Below are 17,303 nucleotides of genomic sequence, written 5' to 3'. Positions count from 1 at the left end.
GTAGTTCCTTAGCCGTGAAAGAGGATGAAATCGAGACCTTGGCTCGATTTCAAATTGAAAGACCTTGGCTTTCAATGGTCCCACGGCTCATAAGGAACGTACACTGTAAGGACGAAAAATTTATAATTTTAATCTTTTGTCCCAGCCTCTTATTATCCTTTGCGGTCACGGATGGCATCAATGGCTAAGATAACGGCCATGACAGTGACGGTATCTTTGTCATCATTAATTTCAAATTCGTAGGTGTCTGACCATGAAAGGATTTTCTTTTGAATGCTTGCGACGGTGGCACCTTTTGTGTCTAAGATGGCATAGTTGTAGCCCCAGAAATCACCTTCAATGTGCCAGCCAATTTCTTCAATTTCGAATTTCGGTCGGAGAAAGGAAAATTTTTGTTTAATCACTGCGACTAGTTCGTCTTGGCGGTAGACTTCCATTTTGGCGAAGAGCGTAAGGACAATTTCTTTGATGAAGGCGACTTCTTCTTCAGTTCGTGCGTCAAAGATGCGCATTTTACGGCCGATAGATAAGAGTTGGCCGTCTACGCGGAAATAAGCCTGTTTGTTTTCATCGTAGATTTCAAAATCTTGCTTGAGTGAAAATACTTTCTGTTTCATATACAGTTTCATAAGCTTCCTCCTATATTTTGGCGCGACGATTGACTACTTATAGTATATAGGCTTAGTGATGGCAACACTAGTGATACGGTAAAAATGAACGATGTAAATATAAATTACCGAATATTCGTCTTTTTTACACTTAAAACCGAACAATAAATAAAGTCTATAAAATAATAGTTTGCTTTTAACGCTATAAGGTGCTAGTATGAAATCATATAAATTTATGGGAAATGAACAATAAACACCATAATACGAACAATGTACGCCAATATTAGGAGGATGAACATGTATAAAGTAGAGGTATTCGTGACGTATAAGGAATCTATTTTGGATCCACAAGGAGAAGCAATCAAGGGTGCGGTTGGCCGTATGGGTTACACAGATATTGCTGAAATTCGCCAAGGAAAATATTTTGAAATTCTTGTTGCAAGTGATGATGAAGCGCATGTGGCAGCTGAAATCGAAGCAATTTCAGATAAATTATTGGCGAATGTTGTCATGGAATCATACCGCTACAACATCCAAAAAGTGGAGGTGGAAGCCTAATGAAATTTGCAGTGATTCAATTTCCAGGCGCTAACTGTGACTTGGATATGTTGACAGCTGTGCATGACGTGTTGGGTCAAGATGCTGAATACGTGTCCTCAGATGCTTCATCACTTGAAGGCTACGACGCTGTATTAGTACCAGGTGGCTTCTCGTATGGTGATTACCTACGTTGTGGCGCGATTGCCAACTATTCAAATATTATGCCTGAGGTGAAACGTTTTGCGGAAGAAGGCAAATTTGTCTTTGGTGCTTGCAATGGTTTCCAAATTTTATGTGAAGCTGGTCTTTTACCGGGCGCTTTAATTCGCAATAACTCATTGAAATTTGTGTGTAAACCACAAACCTTAAGAGTGGCTAACAACCAAACAGCTTTTACGCGCGAATATGCACAAGATCAAGTGATTACCGTACCGATTGCGCATGGTGAAGGGAACTATGTATGTGACGATGCAACCTATGATGCCCTTGTGCAAAATGGGCAAATCGCCTTTACCTACGAAGGTACCAATCCGAATGGGTCACGCGCAAATATTGCGGGTATTACCAATGAAGCGGGTAATGTGCTAGGTATGATGCCACATCCAGAGCGTGCAGTTGAAGCGATTATTGGTGGCACAGATGGCTTGCCATTGTTCAAATCAATGTTGATGGCATTTGAAGCACAAGTGAAGGGAGCTTAAGTCGTGGTACAAACAGAGTTAAATGCGACACAAATTCAAACAGAAAAAATCTATCGCCAATGGGGTTTAACAGACGAGGAATATCGTGTCATTTCAGATGATATTCTAGACCGTTTGCCAAACTTCACTGAGACAGGTTTATTCTCTGTAATGTGGTCTGAGCATTGTTCATATAAAAATTCTAAACCCATCTTGCGTAAATTCCCAACCAAGGGTGTGCAAGTCTTACAAGGACCTGGTGAAGGTGCGGGGATTGTAGATATTGGTGATGGACAAGCCGTTGTATTTAAAGCGGAATCTCATAACCATCCATCTGCAGTAGAACCATATGAAGGTGCTGCAACTGGTGTCGGTGGGATTATCCGTGACATCTTTTCAATGGGTGCACGTCCAATCGCTGTCCTAGACTCATTACGTTTTGGCGAGTTAGATGATGACCGCACCAAATACTTATTCGAAGAAATTATTGCCGGTATCGCAGGCTACGGTAACGCCATTGGTATTCCTACAGTTGGTGGGGAAATCGCTTTTGACAACGCCTATAAAGGTAATCCTTTAGTCAACGTAATGTGCGTTGGCTTAATCGACCAAAAAGATATTCAAAAAGGCCAAGCTACTGGTGTGGGCAATTCTATTATTTATGTTGGTGCCAAAACAGGTCGTGACGGTATTCACGGGGCTACCTTTGCCTCTGAAGAATTTAATGACGAAGAAGAGAGCAACCGTTCTGCCGTCCAAGTAGGGGATCCATTCATGGAGAAACTATTGATGGAAGCCTGTCTTGAGGTCATTCATCACCATCAAGATGCCCTAGTTGGTATTCAAGATATGGGTGCAGCTGGTCTCGTGTCTTCATCTGCCGAAATGGCTTCAAAAGCGGGTTCTGGCCTAGTACTAAACCTAGATGACGTGCCACAACGCGAGAGCGAAATGACACCATACGAAATGATGCTATCTGAATCACAAGAACGTATGCTTTTATGTGTGAAAAAAGGCATGGAAGATGAAATTTATGAAGTCTTCAAAAAATACGACCTACATGCTGTCAATATCGGCCATGTAACCGACGACGGCCGCTATCGCTTGTTCCATAAGGGCCTTGAAGTGGCTAATGTACCCGTTGATGCACTCGCTGAAGATGCACCTGTATACTACCGCGAAGTTAGCAAACCAGCACGTTTGGACCAATTTGAACAAATGGACCAATATGTACCAAGTGACCGTCCGGCCCTTGATACCTTGAAAGCTTTATTAGCACAACCTACAATTGCGTCTAAACGTGTTGCTTATCAAACGTTTGACTCTGTTGTTCGTACGTCTACAGTCGTTGGACCAGGTTCAGATGCTGCAGTCTTACGTATTCGTGGTACCCAAAAAGCTTTGGCGATGACAACGGACGTGAACGCACGTTTCATCTACTTAAACCCTAAAGTGGGTGGCCAAATGGCGGTTGCGGAAGCGGCGCGTAATATTGTGGCTTCTGGGGGACACCCCTTAGCGATTACTGACTGCTTGAATTATGGTAATCCTGAAGATCCGGAAATTTTCTACGAAATGGCTGAATCTGCGGATGGTTTGTCAGAGGCTTGCCAAGTGTTGGATACGCCGGTTATTTCTGGGAATGTGTCCTTATATAATGAATCAAACGGTACAGCGATTTACCCAACGCCAATGATTGGTATGGTTGGTTTAATTGAAAATCTTGATCAAGTAACGACGCAAGGGTTCAAAGCTGCGGGCGACACGATTTATGTGATTGGTGAAACGGCTAATGCCTTCAACGGGTCTGAGTTACAAAAATTAGAAACGGGCGAAATTGCTGGAGATGTATATCCTTTTGATTTAGCAACTGAAAAGGCCAACCAAGCTGCTGTTTTACAAGCGATTAAAGCTGGTTATATTGCCTCTGCCCATGACTTGGCTGAAGGTGGTTTAGGCGTGGCTTTGGCGGAAGCTACTTTTGGCACGGGTTTCGGTGCAAGTGTAAATGTTGCTTTACCAAGTGCACAATTGTTTGCGGAAAATGCGTCACGTTTCATTGTATCGGTATCTGCTGCTCAAAAAGCTGCCTTCGAGCAAGCTTTTGGCGACAAGTTTACTGCAATTGGTCAGGTAACAGAAGCTGCTGTTCTAGCGGTGGCCACAAATGATGAAACATTTGAAGTAGCAGTTGACGAATTAAATGAAATTTTTGAAACTGCCATTCCGAATTTATTAAATAAATAATTTTTCACAAAAAAATGCCATGTGAAAAGTGTGTCTCTAAAAGCCTTATCAAGTTACACCTCTGTACTTGATAGGCTTTTCCTATTATGCACAAACTTATGTTGTAGAAAAATGAGAAAAAATAAAGGTAGATTAAAAATAGATGAAAGTTTATAATAATTGTGACGATGCAAACGTCGTTCAAAATAAGATATCGAAAGATGAGGGAAAAAGAAATGATAACTGTTTATAATTTCTCAGCTGGTCCGGCAACAATGCCAAAAGCTGTATTAGAACAAGCTCAAGCGGAACTACTTAATTACAACGGTACAGAAATGTCCGTGATGGAATTGAGCCACCGCTCCTCATCCTTTATCAACATTGCTGAACGAGCTGAGCAACAACTACGTGATATTATGCACATTCCTGACAACTACAAAGTGCTATTCTTACAAGGTGGGGGCACGCAACAATTTACCCAATTACCTTTGAATTTAGCTAAGGGTGAAAAGGTGCAATATGTAAATACTGGTTCATGGGCAACAAAAGCCATTAAAGCAGCGAAACGTCTTGAAGACGTAACGGTTGATGTGATTGCTTCTTCTGAAGACAATGGCTATACTTCAGTACCAGATTTTGACCCAGAAGATGTCGATCCAAATGCAGCCTACTTATATATCACAACAAATGAAACAATTGGTGGGGTAACTTACCATGAAATTCCAAAATTTGATGGTGTGACATTAGTAGCTGATATGTCTTCAAATATTACTGCGAATGATTATAAGGTTGAAGATTTCGGTGTGATTTTTGCTGGGGCGCAAAAGAACTTGGGTCCTGCAGGGGTAACAATCGTAATCATCCGTGAAGATTTGTTGAAGGATGACAAAGCATTGCCTGATTTCTTAGGTTACGCTACACAAGCGGATAACGAATCTATGTTAAATACACCACCAACATTTGCCATTTACATGGTTGGTTTAGTGTTAGACTGGATTGCTAACCGTGGTGGCCAAGAAGCAATGTACGCAAATGCCAAAGAACGGGCCAATTTGCTATACGATTATATTGATCAATCAAGTCTTTTTGTCAACAACGTGAAGGTGGAAAATCGTTCATTGACCAATATTCCATTCTTAACGAATGCCCCCGAACTTGATAAACAATTTATCGCAGAAGCGGACGCAGCAGGCTTTAAACAATTGAAAGGTCACCGTTCAGTAGGTGGTATGCGTGCTAGTCTTTACAACGCGTTTCCAATCGAAGGTGTTCACGCCTTAATCGATTTCATGAAAGCTTTTGAAGCAAAACACAAAGCCTAATTTCTAGTTGAAGTGAGGCTGGGAATATTTGCCTCAGCCTCATGCCTTATAACCAAGCATGGAGGAATTTACCAGATGGAATTAAAAGACCAAATTTATCAAATCAATACATTTAACGCGATTGCCCAAGAGGGTATGGAACGTTTTGAAGATGACAAGTATGCGATTAATGATACAGATGATCCGGATGCGGTGATTCTACGTTCTAAGAATTTGCATGAAATGCCATTTCCAGCATCATTAAAAGCGATTGCCCGTGCCGGTGCAGGGACCAACAATATCCCTGTTGAACGTGCAACTGAAGAAGGTGTAGTTGTTTTCAATACACCAGGTGCCAACGCTAATGCGGTAAAAGAATTGGTATTAGCCAACTTATTCTTATCAGTACGTCCAATCTTAGAAGGTAATGAATGGGTGCAAAACTTTCCATTTAATCCTGGCGATGATGTGGAAGCTATCGCTGAAGAGCATAAAAAACAATTTGCTGGTAACGAGTTAGTTGGTAAGAAACTAGGTATCGTTGGTTTGGGTGCGATTGGTGCCTTAATCGCTAACGATGCTGAACGATTGGGTATCGAAGTTTACGGTTACGACCCATACGTATCAGTGGATACAGCGTGGAGCATTTCTCGCCGCGTCCATCGTGTATTGGAATTAGATGACTTATTGAAAATTTGTGATTTCGTTACTGTCCACGTTCCGTTAATGGATTCAACACGTGGTATGATTGGTGAACATGAAATCGCCCAAATGAAGGCGACTGCGCATCTTTATAACTTCGCGCGTGGTCCAATTGTTGATAAGAACGCTGTTTTAAAAGCGATTAATGACAACCGTCTTGGTGGATATATCACTGATTTCGCAGATGCAGATTTATTGCACCATCCAAAAATCCGTGTCTTGCCACATTTAGGTGCTTCTACAGAAGAGGCTGAAATTAACTGTGCGAAAATGGCAGCAGCGAATTTGAAACGCTTCTTAGAAACAGGGGATATCATCAACTCAGTGAACTTCCCATCTGTTCAAATGAGTTTTAATTCTCCATACCGTATTACCTTAATCAATAAAAACATTCCGAATATGATTTCTACAATTTCAACTTTCATTGCGGACTTAGATATCAATATTGCCAATATGGTGAACCGAGGTCGTGCCGACTATGCATACACTTTGGTTGATCTTGATGAATTAGACCGCGCTAAAGTGGAAAACTTAATCGATGAATTAAACAAAGTTGATAACGTGATTCGTGTTCGTGCCATTGAACATCCAGGCGCTTTCTACGAAGAATACTAATTAGACATGCTAAAAGGTTAGGGCTTTAGAGTCCTAACCTTTTTTCTATACATTTTTTAGCCTTTAGCTAGAATATTAGGGTGTTTTCTAATACTGAATTTCATATTAGAAAATTTCGCGAATTTTTCAAATATGGGGGAGCCATACTTGAAAAAATGCTCATTTTTTCGAGTATGAGATTTTATATTTGATTTTTTGCTCGTATTTATCAAATATAGCATTCCATATTTTACAGCGCTTCAGGGGTTGTCGAGTATGGAATGCCATTCTTGAAAATGAGCCAAATTATTCTAGTATCATTTTTCATACTTGAATATTAGCCATCTTTTTTCAAATATGAGCGTTCATATTTGAATCCCACTATTTTCGGGCTACATGTTTAGGATTGAAAACAATTTTTTGATTTAATAGGTATATTTTGGCGTTAAATCTGAAAGCGGTTTATAATCAAAAGTAGTAAATGCCGGTTTTGATTTGTTATTTCAGCATTATTTTACGAGTTGAAGGGAATGGGATTGATGATGATGTCTGGTATTTTTTAATCGCAATATTCTTGTTTTTTGCGATCATTGTTTTGTTGATATTGCTGCTTATTAGGGTATTACGCAATAGAAGGTAAGACTTTGTTTAGCTTTATGAGCTTGTTGGGATAGAGATAGATAATGAAAAAGAGGGCGAAGGCCCTCTTTTCGTTTGGATAAGGTCTATTTTGTAGTTGATAAGATTAAAGTTCCTTATTTTTAAATGCTAGGAATTGTTCTGTTGCAATGATGATGAGCAATATGACAGCAAAGAAGCCTTGCAATGGTTGGCTAAATGGAAAGAATGTTGTCAGGCTAAAGCCTATCAGTGCGAGACAATAGGTGTTATTGAATACTGTTTCTTTTTTGCTTAGTTTGTATGTTTTGGTGTTTGGCTTACTTGTAAGACGGAGTGGCGAAAATCTTAGGCTATTATAGATAAGTATGGCAACATCGACAAATTGTGCTAGCAATCTATCGCTTGGATCGTTCAAGAAGAGGATGATGAATAAACCAATGAGTGTTACAAAAAGATAGCTTTGTTTTTTGTTTGTTTCATTTGCAATGTCCTTCCTTTTGTTTGTGTAAACTATGCTTGTCTTTTGTATTTGATATGACGAATTAAATCGATTATTAAATACAAAATCATTATGAAACTAAATAAGAATTGTAATTGTCTATTTAAGGTAACAATAAATGTGATACCCCAACCAAGGAATATCAGCCAAAAAATGGCATTATATATTTTTTCTGAGTTGGTTAATGATATGTTTTCAGTAATTTGTTTTTTGGAAAAGGTAAAGGGCGCTCCTCTGAAGATATTGATGCCAACCAGTAATACAAATCCAATTCTCTGTAAGAGATAATTTCCGGGAAATTCCAAGAGAGAACTCAATAGTAAGATAATACCGATGGCCACAAGGTAGTTAATCATTCTTTGTTTGTTCATTTTATAGGTTCACTTTCTTTTGTGCGTAAGTGTCAGGAACGTTTCTTATTTATGATTGAATATATTGGTGGAAGGATGGCGAATACGATCATCATCACGAGAAAAAGTACACGTATTTGTATGTCTGACTGCATAAAGGATGAAATAGAGCTTCCAAGTAAGCCAATCCAGAAACCAACATTTAAGAGGTGGTCGATCAACTTTTGATGATTTTTATCGTTTGCGAATGCGTGAGTGGCGAAGGGTAGTATGATTTTAATAAGAAAAAAGATTACCCACAGTATTATGGTCAAACTTATTGTGAAGACGGATCTTGGAAAGTCAAAAAGGGCGATAATGGATAAAAGTGTAATTAAGCCTAAAATGTAGTTTAGGTACTTGTGGTGGTACATGTAGTGTCCTCCCTTTCTTTGTGAACGCATAAATTTTATACAGTAAATTATACAGAAAAAGCTACTGGTTGCATAATTAAATGAGGAATGGTTATGCTTTATTTTTTCAATTTGGGGCCGCTTTCTGAAACGCTAAGGATTTAGTGGTTGGTGAGTGAATGCTTGCGGAAAATATTTGGTGTTTTGCCGATGTTTTGACACTTATCTTGACTGAAATATGTCATTTTCACATCAGTAAGGGTCGGATTTTGTGCTAGATGATTTTCATAGAAAGTTGCGTAAAATTAGGGATGCAAGCGCTATTTATTTTCGGTATAATCGGAGGAGGAATACAATTTAGTGGAGGCGTTGTGCATGGAAGCAAAAACTTTATACGGTGCGATTGAGGCCGGTGGTACAAAATTTATTTGTGCGGTGGCGGATGAAAATTTACAAATTATTGATCAAGTTCGAATTGATACGACTGTGCCGGCGGAAACGATGATCCAAGTGAAAGCATTTTTCAGTCAATATAATGTGGTAAGTTTTGGTGTGGGTTCGTTTGGGCCAATCGATGTGAATCATGATTCGGCAACATATGGCTATATCACTAAAACGCCGAAGCAAGGTTGGGCGAATTATGATTTTGTAGGCGATTTGAAACGTTGGTTTGATAAACCTGTTGGCTGGACGACAGACGTGAATGGGGCGTCACTTGCAGAATATACTGCTGGTGCGGCTGAAGGTGCGAATTCATGTTTATATCTAACAGTTGGTACGGGTGTTGGTGGTGGCTTCACTATTAACGGAGATATCTATCATGCGTTTGGGCATCCGGAAATGGGTCATATTCATGTGCATAAACATCCAAATGATACTTTTGAAGGCGCTTGTCCCTTCCACGGAGACTGCTTAGAAGGTTTGGTTTCAGGTCCTGCAATTGAAAAACGTGTGGGTATCAAGGGCGCTGACATCAGTTCTGACCACGAGGTGTGGGATTATGTGGCTTACTATCTTGGTCAAGCGATTGCAAGTTACTCATTAGTATTAGCGCCAGAGCGTGTTGTGATTGGTGGGGGTGTCATGCACCAAGAACATTTATTAGACCGTGTGAAAGAACAAGTGGTTGCGGCCTTGAATGGTTACGTGACTTTACCGCCAATTGATGAATATATTCAATTACCAAAATTAGGTGATAATGCTGGAATTACGGGTGCCTTATTATTGGCTAAAGATGTTATCGAAGGTTAATTCTTTTAAAAAAAGTTTATATAGAGGGGTTGGCGGTCGCGCCAACCCTTTCCTTATGATTCTGTTACATCCGGACAGGCGCTATGTAGTCACCTGTCTTATTTGATGACACAGGTGATTAGAGAATCGCAGCAACTTCTAAAAAAAAGCAAAAATGCCCAAATGATTTGTTCACTCGGACATTCATAGTTTTCATAATTTTCCACATGGTCTGTTCTATATATACATGCTCATTTTCCCATAAAACTGAGCCTAAACACTTACTAGATTATCTGATAGATGGTATTAAGCTGACTTTGGCTTCATATTTCTGCACTCAAGATGATTTCGTCTGTTTTGACTTGCCAAATGGGACTGGCTACTTGAGCCAGTTGTTGCATGACCGGACTGACAAAGTCGCGAGGTACGAACAATCCTGATGTGAAGGCAAAGAATAAAGAAATACCCGTCGACATGAAGGTGATGATGCCTTTATTTGGTGCAATTGTAGCTAGGAAAAAGGCCATCTGTTCAATTGCTAGCATGGATACGAAACTGGATAATACCAACAGTATACCATGACTGGATGTTAGTGTATCGATACCATAAATAAAGCTAGCGATTACCATCAATAGTAACCAAAATCCAATACCAAAGACGGTGCAGGCTTATTCACAAATTGATGTGCTTCAGGCCATTAATAATCGGGCGCACGCAGAGCATCAGAACTTGATTCGTCTGCAAGACCAACAATCTGAGAGTCAACTGATGGCGGAACGGAAAAGGATCGTCAGCGAAATTCATGATATTCTTGGTCACCATTTGTCATCGGCTGTGATTCAAATTGGCGCGCTTGAATACACGACGGACGACCCGCAGATGCAGGAGACACTAGTCCAGGTCAAAGGTGTATTGAATACATCAATGAATAATATTCGAACGGTAATTCACGAGGAGCGATCATCAACAGTAGATATAGAACGTGAATTACAGGCACTCGCCGATTCCTTTACCAAAGCCCCCATTTATTTGCTGGATCAAAATACGCGCCCACTTCCAGACCAATATGCACATTCTATTATTCATATCGTGCGCGAGGGGCTAGCCAATATCAACAAACATTCTAACGCTAGCCAAGTGCAAATTCGTTTTATCGAGAGCTTGAATAAATGGCATTTGCTGATTGCGGATAATGGTCATCTGGTATCAGATGATAGTCATTCTGGTATTGGGATTATGGGTATGGAAGAACGCGTACATCTGATGAAGGGTAGCATGCACATATCAAAGGAACGTGGCTTTCATATTTTTATCACCATTCCCTTTGAGTAAGGATAGGAGGACAGGATGAAGATACTACTAGTAGATGATGATGCGTTAGTAACGAGTGGCATTGCCATTATTTTGAAGGCAAAGGCTAAGGAATGGGGTTTACAGATTGACACCGTAGGCATTGGTCGTGACGGTAATGAGGCAATCCGCTTGTATGGAACACATGTGCCAGATGTGGTGCTTATGGATATTCGCATGCCCAATATGCTAGGCATTGAAGCCGGCAAGATTATCCAGGCCAAGTATCCGGATGCCCGTATTATTTACCTGACCACCTTTTTGGAAGATGACTATATCATTGAAGCCTTGCGTTCAGGGGCTAAGGGCTATTTGCTAAAAACAGATTACGAGGCCTTGCTACCAGCCATCGAAGCGGTCGAACAAGGCCACCGGGTTTTTGGGGATGAAATTATTGAGAAAATGCCAACTTACCTGGATATGGCAGAACATACGGCGGCCGCAAGTAAGCTTGCCCCTCTTGATCCACGTTTAAGTGAGAAAGACCATGAGCTCATCTACTGGGTGGCGCAGGGAATGAATAATAAGGAAATTGCCAATATGATGCATTTTTCTGAAGGCACCATTCGAAATTATATCTCTGAAATCCTGGAAAAATTGGGCGTTCGCGATCGTACCCAATTAGCCATTTATTATTTTAAACATGTAGACGGGCACCATTAATGGGCCTGTCTTTTTTGCGCTTCTTATACAAATAGTGGCGGTAAATAATGTCAAACCTCTGGCATCATATGTCTAAAAGTGTGGTGTATCGTCCTTATAATTTACCTTCCATAAAAGTCTATCCCTAGATTAGCTTGCTATCGCCTTATATTTATATTGCCTCATTAAAATAATAGCCGGGGATTGCAAAGGGAAACATTTTGATTTGACCAGCTTGCTCGTCCGGTTTTTGTGGTACTTTCGTTGATAACTGGGCTTTGTTCGTGTATACTATTCTCTTGTAAAGGAAAACTGCTTGACAAATAATAGACTAGATAGAAGAGGCTTAGATGGAAATTCAAAAAACCAATGAAATGAATTCCTTATTGACCTTTTATGGGGATTTATTGACGGAAAAACAACGTGTTTATATTGAACTATACTATGCTGAAGACTACTCGTTAGGCGAAATTGCTGAAAATTTCGATGTGTCAAGGCAAGCAGTTTATGATAATATTCGCCGTACTGAAAAAAGTTTACTGAAATATGAGAACCACCTGCATTTGGCACGTGATTATTATGCGAGAGAGCTGTTGGGGATGAGATGGCGGCTTATGTTGCTGAGCATTACCCAGATGATGTCCAGTTGCAGTTGTATTTATCACAATTGATTGCCATCGATAATCAAGATGGTGACGTGCTAGAGGAAGACGGGTAAAAGCGTAGGGCTGTCCTTTTTCCAGTAATAGACGATTAAAAAATAAAATGAATCAAAGAAATATGAAGGAGTGTCACAATGGCTTTCGAAAGTTTATCGGATAGACTACAAGGTGCTGTCCAAACTATGGGTAAGAAGGGTAAAATTACCGAGGGCGACCTGAAGGAAATGATGCGTGAGGTACGTTTAGCTTTACTAGAAGCGGACGTCAACTTCAAAGTTGTCAAAGACTTTGTTAAACGCGTTAACGAACGTGCCCTAAATAGTGAAGTGCTACAATCATTATCACCAGCGCAACAAGTCGTGAAGATTGTTAACGACGAATTGACGGATTTAATGGGTGGGGAACATGTGGATATTCAATATGCCACTACGCCACCAACTGTCATTATGATGGCAGGTTTACAAGGTGCTGGTAAAACAACAACTGTTGGGAAACTAGCGAATTTCTTGAAGAAAAATGACCACAAAAAACCATTATTAGTTGCCGGCGATATTTATCGTCCAGCAGCGATTAACCAACTACAAACACTTGGTCAACAATTGGATATTCCAGTGTTTACCTTAGGTGATCAAGTTTCACCTGTAGAAATCGCTAAACAAGCGGTTGAACATGCGAAATTGCAAGGTTATGACTTAGTCTTCATCGATACGGCTGGTCGTTTACAAATCGACGAACGTTTGATGACTGAGTTGAAAGATATCAAAGCTGCGGTTCAACCAAACGAAATTCTATTAACTGTTGATTCGATGACAGGGCAAGAAGCAGCTAATGTTGCCAAAGCCTTTGATGAAGAATTGGATGTTACTGGGGTTGTCTTAACAAAATTAGATGGTGATACACGTGGTGGTGCGGCTTTATCTATCGTATCTGTAACGGGTAAACCAATTAAATTCACAGGTACTGGTGAAAAATTAACAGAAATTGAACGTTTCTACCCAGACCGTATGTCAAACCGTATTTTAGGTATGGGGGACATGTTAACACTTATCGAAAAAGCACAAGCAGAATTTGATGAAAATGAAGCGGAAGCTATGGCTGCGAAAATGCGTGAAAATACGTATGATTTCAATGACTTTATCAAACAAATGGACCAAATGAACAACATGGGTCCATTGAAAGATATTGTCAAATTGATTCCAGGTATGAGCAAATTGGGTAACCTTGATCAGTTAAATATTGATCCTAAACAAATGGCGCATACGAAAGCAATTATTCAATCCATGACACCATACGAACGTGAAAATCCAGATTCCATCAACCAATCTCGCCGTCGTCGTATTGCGAATGGGTCAGCTTCTACTGTTCAAGAAGTAAACCGTTTGATTAAGCAATTTAATGAATCACGTAAAATGATGTCAGCCATGACTAACGGCAACATGGGTGCTCTTCAAAATATGATGGGCGGCCTAGGTGGTGGCGGTGGTTTTGGTGGCAACCGTAATCAAAACCGTGTGGCTGAATTACAAGCGAAACAAATGGCGCGTAAGTTGAAAAAGGCTAAAAAGAAACGTTAAGTTGATTTCATTGGAAAAGGTCTGTCCTTTTTCAAAAAAAAAAAATCAACCTGTAAAGAGAAAATACTTTACAAGCTCGTAGAAACTTGTTAATATAGTTAAATGTGATGAGCTATTAGAGCTTTCAATATATAAAATTACATTCATTCTTAGGAGGAAATTATTCATGGCAGTAAAAATTCGTTTAAAACGTATGGGATCTAAACGTAACCCATTCTACCGTATCGTAGCAGCAGACGCACGTTCACCACGTGATGGTCGTATCATCGAAAAGATCGGTACTTACAACCCAACTACTAATCCTGCAACTATTGAATTAGATGAAGCATTAGCACTTAAATGGTTAGGTAACGGTGCGCAACCTACTGATACAGTTCGTGATATCTTATCTCGCCAAGGCGTTATGAAGAAACATCATGAAAACAAATTAGAAGCTAAAGCATCTAATAAATAAGCGTAAGTATTATGAATGAAATGCCAAATATCGAAGATTTATTGTTAACAATTGTTACACCATTGGTGAATCATCCTGATGAGATCCAATTGAACATTGTTGATGGAGATGAATTTTTAGAATACCATTTGTTACTACATCCTGATGATGTAGGTCGGGTGATTGGCAAGGGCGGACGTGTTGCGAACGCTATTCGTACGATTTTATACAGTGTGCGTGTGGCGGGACCAAAACGCGTAAGACTAGTCATCGAACGAGAAGAAGAATAACAGGATGTGAGAAAAAGCGTTTTGGCCCTAACCACTGGAAGACTATAGCAGTGGCACATGAAATGTGACGCAATATAGTCTGAAGTGGGCAAGGGACAGCTTTTTCGAACTCGACTTGATAGGATGTGAGCGCGAGCTCGATTTCACTTGGTGAGGCAATGCGACTTTAACGAGTCCGTTGTTAAACAGAAAAGTGAAATTTCGTCTTGATCATGAAGTTCCTTCGTGGTTGACGAGTCCGAGGCATCTATACTTCTTAGCGACAATACTTAGCCTAGAGGCGTGTGACTTTGATGTCCACGTCTTTTTTCATATCCAAAAAGCCTTAAATAAGGTAAAATAAGCTTGAACATTTGTGCATTTGCATGCAATTGGAAGGATGATATATATGGTGAAAATTGAAGGTATGCCTGAGGAGCAATTTTACATTGTGGGCAAGATTGTAAATACCCAAGCTTTGCGTGGGGAAGTCCGCGTGATGGCGACAACTGATTTTCCGGAAGAACGTTTTAAAATTGGCGCTAGCTTGAGCATTTTCAACGGCGACAAATTGGTGGAAGAAGTGAAAGTGGATGGTCACCGTTTACACAAAAACTTCAACTTGCTACATTTCAAAGGCAAAGACAATATCAATGATGTTGAAAAATTCAAAGGCATGGACTTGAAAGTCGCTGGTTCAGAGCGCGAAATGGATAGCCTTGAAGAAAACGAGTACTATTATGACGACATTATTGGCCTTGAAGTGCATACAACTGATGGCCGTAACTTAGGTAAGATTCGTGAAATTATTTCTTTACCATCTACTAACGACGTATGGTCGATCCAACAACCAAATAAGGGCAAAGATATCTTGATCCCTTACATTGAGGATGTGGTTTTAGACATCTTGTTGGACGAAGGCAAAGTCATTATCGACCCAATGCCAGGCTTAATCGATGACGTAGATGACGATGAGGACGAAACAGAAAAAGGTGATAATTAGTGCAAATTGATGTCTTAAGTCTTTTTCCCGAAATGTTCGACGGCCCTATGACAACTTCGATTATCGGTAAGGCGCAGGAAAAAAAGGTTGCGAACATCGATGTTACAGACTTCCGTAAATTTGCGGTCAATAAACATGGACATGTCGATGATTACCCTTACGGCGGCGGCGCTGGGATGTTACTACGTGTAGACCCCATTAATGACGCCCTTGAGGAGATCAACAGCAAGCATCCGGACACCAAAAAACGCGTGATTTTGATGGATCCTGCTGGCGAAACCTTTACCCAACGACATGCGGAATCATTCGCCCAAGATGACCATTTGATTTTCATCTGTGGTCACTACGAAGGCTATGACGAACGCATTCGTTCATACGTGACCGACGAAATTTCAGTCGGCGACTACGTGTTAACCGGTGGGGAACTTGGTGCCATGATCGTCATCGACGCTACTGTGCGCTTGTTGGATAACGCTGTTGGGAACGAAGATTCTATTACCGGCGATTCTTTCTCTACTGGATTATTGGAGTATCCACAATACACCCGTCCACCTGAATACAAAGGCATGAAAGTCCCAGATGTATTGATGTCTGGTAACCATGCGAAAATAGCAGACTGGAAGGGCAAAGAATCCTTGCGCCGTACTTATGAACGTCGCCCGGATTTATTGGATAACTACCCACTTTCCAACCAACAAAAAGTCTGGTTGAATGAAATCAAAGCTGAATCTAAGGATTAATTTGAAAGTGTGACGTGCAGTATTAAAATCTGTGCGTTGCGTTTTTTTGATTCTTCGGCATATGCTTGTTTTGAAGTGTATTTTATAATTGATAAAACATATTGATACTTGACGATGTTATCGCTTTCTTGGTAAAATTACCCGACATATAATATTGTCATAAAATATATAAACGTTTTTTATTGTGTTTAGATTGATAAATTAAAATTCAAATAAAATGGGAGCAAGAACTATGAATTCAAAAAACCGAAAATACCTAGGAATTGGAATTATGATTGTTTTAATTTTAATTGCAAGACAGGTTTTATCAAAGAGTCCGGAGGAAAAAGCTTATGAAGCTTTGATGGAGTATGTGAATGAGGAATATCCAATTTCGAATAAGGAATTTGATATTGAATATCCTAGTTTTAAGGAATTGTTGCCTGCTGCCATTGTTACTGGTCGAAATACTAATGGAAACACTACTTGGGATATTAGTTCACAGTATACTTTCAATCCTGAAAAGGTTGAAGAGGCCCTAGCCAAAAGTAATGAATTTGTATATCAAGACATACCGGATACTAACTTAAATATGTTCGGAGCATATGTTGAATTAACAGAGAATGGAGATTATATTATAAGTGAATATTGGGAGGGTGTTTCCTATAGGGATGTTGTAGGTGAATAGGTTATTTTTGTTGGGTAATTTCGCATATTAAATAAGAAGGTTGGAGATTAATGAGGATTAGAAGAGTAGCAACAATTTTGGGAATTTTAATCCTGAATAATTCATACTTTTAATTAAAACCATGTGAAACTGCCTCACGGCAGCTTACAATTACTTTTTCATCTTCACCCGTTAAGTGATGAAAAAAGAACCCCTTTCTGCTATGGTTAAAGTGACTAAA

The 17,303-nt window shown here is 39.9% G+C and carries 16 protein-coding genes and 1 pseudogene; 15 read left to right on the top strand and 2 right to left on the bottom strand.

Features of this window, described 5'->3' with window-relative positions:
• Positions 1-152 precede the first annotated feature (152 nt).
• Positions 153-629, bottom strand: a complete 477-nt coding sequence (locus B9P78_RS07250; RefSeq protein WP_094518829.1) for an LURP-one-related/scramblase family protein — start codon at positions 627-629, stop codon at positions 153-155.
• 276 nt (positions 630-905) lie between these two features.
• Here B9P78_RS07250 and purS point away from each other — a divergent pair, with 276 nt between their 5' ends.
• The 6 genes from purS (at position 906) to B9P78_RS07210 (ending at position 9,764) form a co-directional block, all read left to right on the top strand.
• Positions 906-1,166 (top strand): phosphoribosylformylglycinamidine synthase subunit PurS, encoded by a 261-nt coding sequence (gene purS, locus B9P78_RS07245; RefSeq protein ID WP_094518828.1) that lies wholly within the window; start codon positions 906-908, stop codon positions 1,164-1,166.
• On the top strand, positions 1,166-1,849 hold the full coding sequence (gene purQ, locus B9P78_RS07240; protein WP_094518827.1) for a phosphoribosylformylglycinamidine synthase subunit PurQ: 684 nt from the start codon (positions 1,166-1,168) through the stop codon (positions 1,847-1,849). Before purS ends, purQ begins: the two co-directional genes overlap by 1 nt.
• Before the next feature lie 3 nt (positions 1,850-1,852).
• Positions 1,853-4,075: a phosphoribosylformylglycinamidine synthase subunit PurL gene (gene purL, locus B9P78_RS07235; protein ID WP_094518826.1), complete on the top strand. Its 2,223-nt coding sequence runs from the start codon at positions 1,853-1,855 to the stop codon at positions 4,073-4,075.
• Between the two features lie 218 nt (positions 4,076-4,293).
• Entirely contained in the window at positions 4,294-5,376 is a 1,083-nt protein-coding gene (gene serC / locus B9P78_RS07230) for a 3-phosphoserine/phosphohydroxythreonine transaminase (protein ID WP_199445751.1), read from the top strand.
• A gap of 93 nt (positions 5,377-5,469) precedes the next feature.
• Entirely contained in the window at positions 5,470-6,672 is a 1,203-nt protein-coding gene (locus tag B9P78_RS07225; RefSeq protein WP_094518830.1) for a phosphoglycerate dehydrogenase, read from the top strand.
• A 2,216-nt stretch (positions 6,673-8,888) separates the two neighbouring features.
• Positions 8,889-9,764: an ROK family protein gene (locus tag B9P78_RS07210; RefSeq protein ID WP_094518822.1), complete on the top strand. Its 876-nt coding sequence runs from the start codon at positions 8,889-8,891 to the stop codon at positions 9,762-9,764.
• 302 nt (positions 9,765-10,066) lie between these two features.
• On the opposite strand, the gene B9P78_RS07205 is transcribed toward B9P78_RS07210, so the two are convergent.
• A complete protein-coding gene (locus tag B9P78_RS07205; protein WP_148138591.1) occupies positions 10,067-10,375 on the bottom strand; it encodes a hypothetical protein in 309 nt (102 codons plus the stop codon).
• Between the two features lie 97 nt (positions 10,376-10,472).
• On the opposite strand from B9P78_RS07205, the gene B9P78_RS07200 reads away from it, so the two are divergent.
• The 9 genes and pseudogenes from B9P78_RS07200 (at position 10,473) to B9P78_RS07160 (ending at position 17,083) form a co-directional block, all read left to right on the top strand.
• Positions 10,473-11,075 carry a sensor histidine kinase gene (locus B9P78_RS07200; RefSeq protein WP_148138590.1) on the top strand — a complete coding sequence of 201 codons (603 nt, stop codon included), beginning with the start codon at positions 10,473-10,475 and terminating at the stop codon, positions 11,073-11,075.
• A gap of 15 nt (positions 11,076-11,090) precedes the next feature.
• Positions 11,091-11,756 carry a response regulator transcription factor gene (locus B9P78_RS07195; protein WP_094518819.1) on the top strand — a complete coding sequence of 222 codons (666 nt, stop codon included), beginning with the start codon at positions 11,091-11,093 and terminating at the stop codon, positions 11,754-11,756.
• Positions 11,757-12,085: 329 nt separating this feature from the next.
• Positions 12,086-12,453: pseudogene (locus B9P78_RS07190) on the top strand (putative DNA-binding protein).
• Between the two features lie 78 nt (positions 12,454-12,531).
• Positions 12,532-13,971: a signal recognition particle protein gene (gene ffh, locus B9P78_RS07185; protein WP_094518818.1), complete on the top strand. Its 1,440-nt coding sequence runs from the start codon at positions 12,532-12,534 to the stop codon at positions 13,969-13,971.
• 166 nt (positions 13,972-14,137) lie between these two features.
• Complete coding sequence (gene rpsP, locus B9P78_RS07180) at positions 14,138-14,425, top strand: 30S ribosomal protein S16 (protein WP_094518817.1); 288 nt, start codon at positions 14,138-14,140, stop codon at positions 14,423-14,425.
• Positions 14,426-14,445: 20 nt separating this feature from the next.
• Entirely contained in the window at positions 14,446-14,694 is a 249-nt protein-coding gene (locus B9P78_RS07175) for a KH domain-containing protein (RefSeq protein ID WP_199445750.1), read from the top strand.
• 388 nt (positions 14,695-15,082) lie between these two features.
• Entirely contained in the window at positions 15,083-15,676 is a 594-nt protein-coding gene (gene rimM / locus B9P78_RS07170; RefSeq protein WP_094518815.1) for a ribosome maturation factor RimM, read from the top strand.
• The gene (trmD, locus tag B9P78_RS07165) at positions 15,676-16,416 is read left to right on the top strand and encodes a tRNA (guanosine(37)-N1)-methyltransferase TrmD (protein WP_094518814.1); all 741 of its coding nucleotides are present in this window, start codon (positions 15,676-15,678) and stop codon (positions 16,414-16,416) included. The genes rimM and trmD overlap by 1 nt, the downstream gene beginning before the upstream one ends.
• Positions 16,417-16,648: 232 nt before the next feature.
• The gene (locus B9P78_RS07160; protein WP_094518813.1) at positions 16,649-17,083 is read left to right on the top strand and encodes a hypothetical protein; all 435 of its coding nucleotides are present in this window, start codon (positions 16,649-16,651) and stop codon (positions 17,081-17,083) included.
• The last annotated feature ends 220 nt before the right edge of the window (positions 17,084-17,303 follow it).

Origin of the sequence: Aerococcus sp. 1KP-2016 (assembly GCF_002252085.1) — a bacterium.
Taxonomy (GTDB): Bacteria; Bacillota; Bacilli; order Lactobacillales; family Aerococcaceae; genus Aerococcus.
This window is presented reverse-complemented; position numbering and strand designations above follow the sequence as displayed.

Coding starts and splice junctions, on each gene's coding strand:
- B9P78_RS07250 (WP_094518829.1), bottom strand. CDS start 629: ATGAAACTGTATATGAAACAGAAAGTATTTTCACTCAAGCAAGATTTT.
- purS (WP_094518828.1), top strand. CDS start 906: ATGTATAAAGTAGAGGTATTCGTGACGTATAAGGAATCTATTTTGGAT.
- purQ (WP_094518827.1), top strand. CDS start 1,166: ATGAAATTTGCAGTGATTCAATTTCCAGGCGCTAACTGTGACTTGGAT.
- B9P78_RS07210 (WP_094518822.1), top strand. CDS start 8,889: ATGGAAGCAAAAACTTTATACGGTGCGATTGAGGCCGGTGGTACAAAA.
- B9P78_RS07195 (WP_094518819.1), top strand. CDS start 11,091: ATGAAGATACTACTAGTAGATGATGATGCGTTAGTAACGAGTGGCATT.
- ffh (WP_094518818.1), top strand. CDS start 12,532: ATGGCTTTCGAAAGTTTATCGGATAGACTACAAGGTGCTGTCCAAACT.
- rpsP (WP_094518817.1), top strand. CDS start 14,138: ATGGCAGTAAAAATTCGTTTAAAACGTATGGGATCTAAACGTAACCCA.
- B9P78_RS07175 (WP_199445750.1), top strand. CDS start 14,446: ATGCCAAATATCGAAGATTTATTGTTAACAATTGTTACACCATTGGTG.
- rimM (WP_094518815.1), top strand. CDS start 15,083: ATGGTGAAAATTGAAGGTATGCCTGAGGAGCAATTTTACATTGTGGGC.
- B9P78_RS07160 (WP_094518813.1), top strand. CDS start 16,649: ATGAATTCAAAAAACCGAAAATACCTAGGAATTGGAATTATGATTGTT.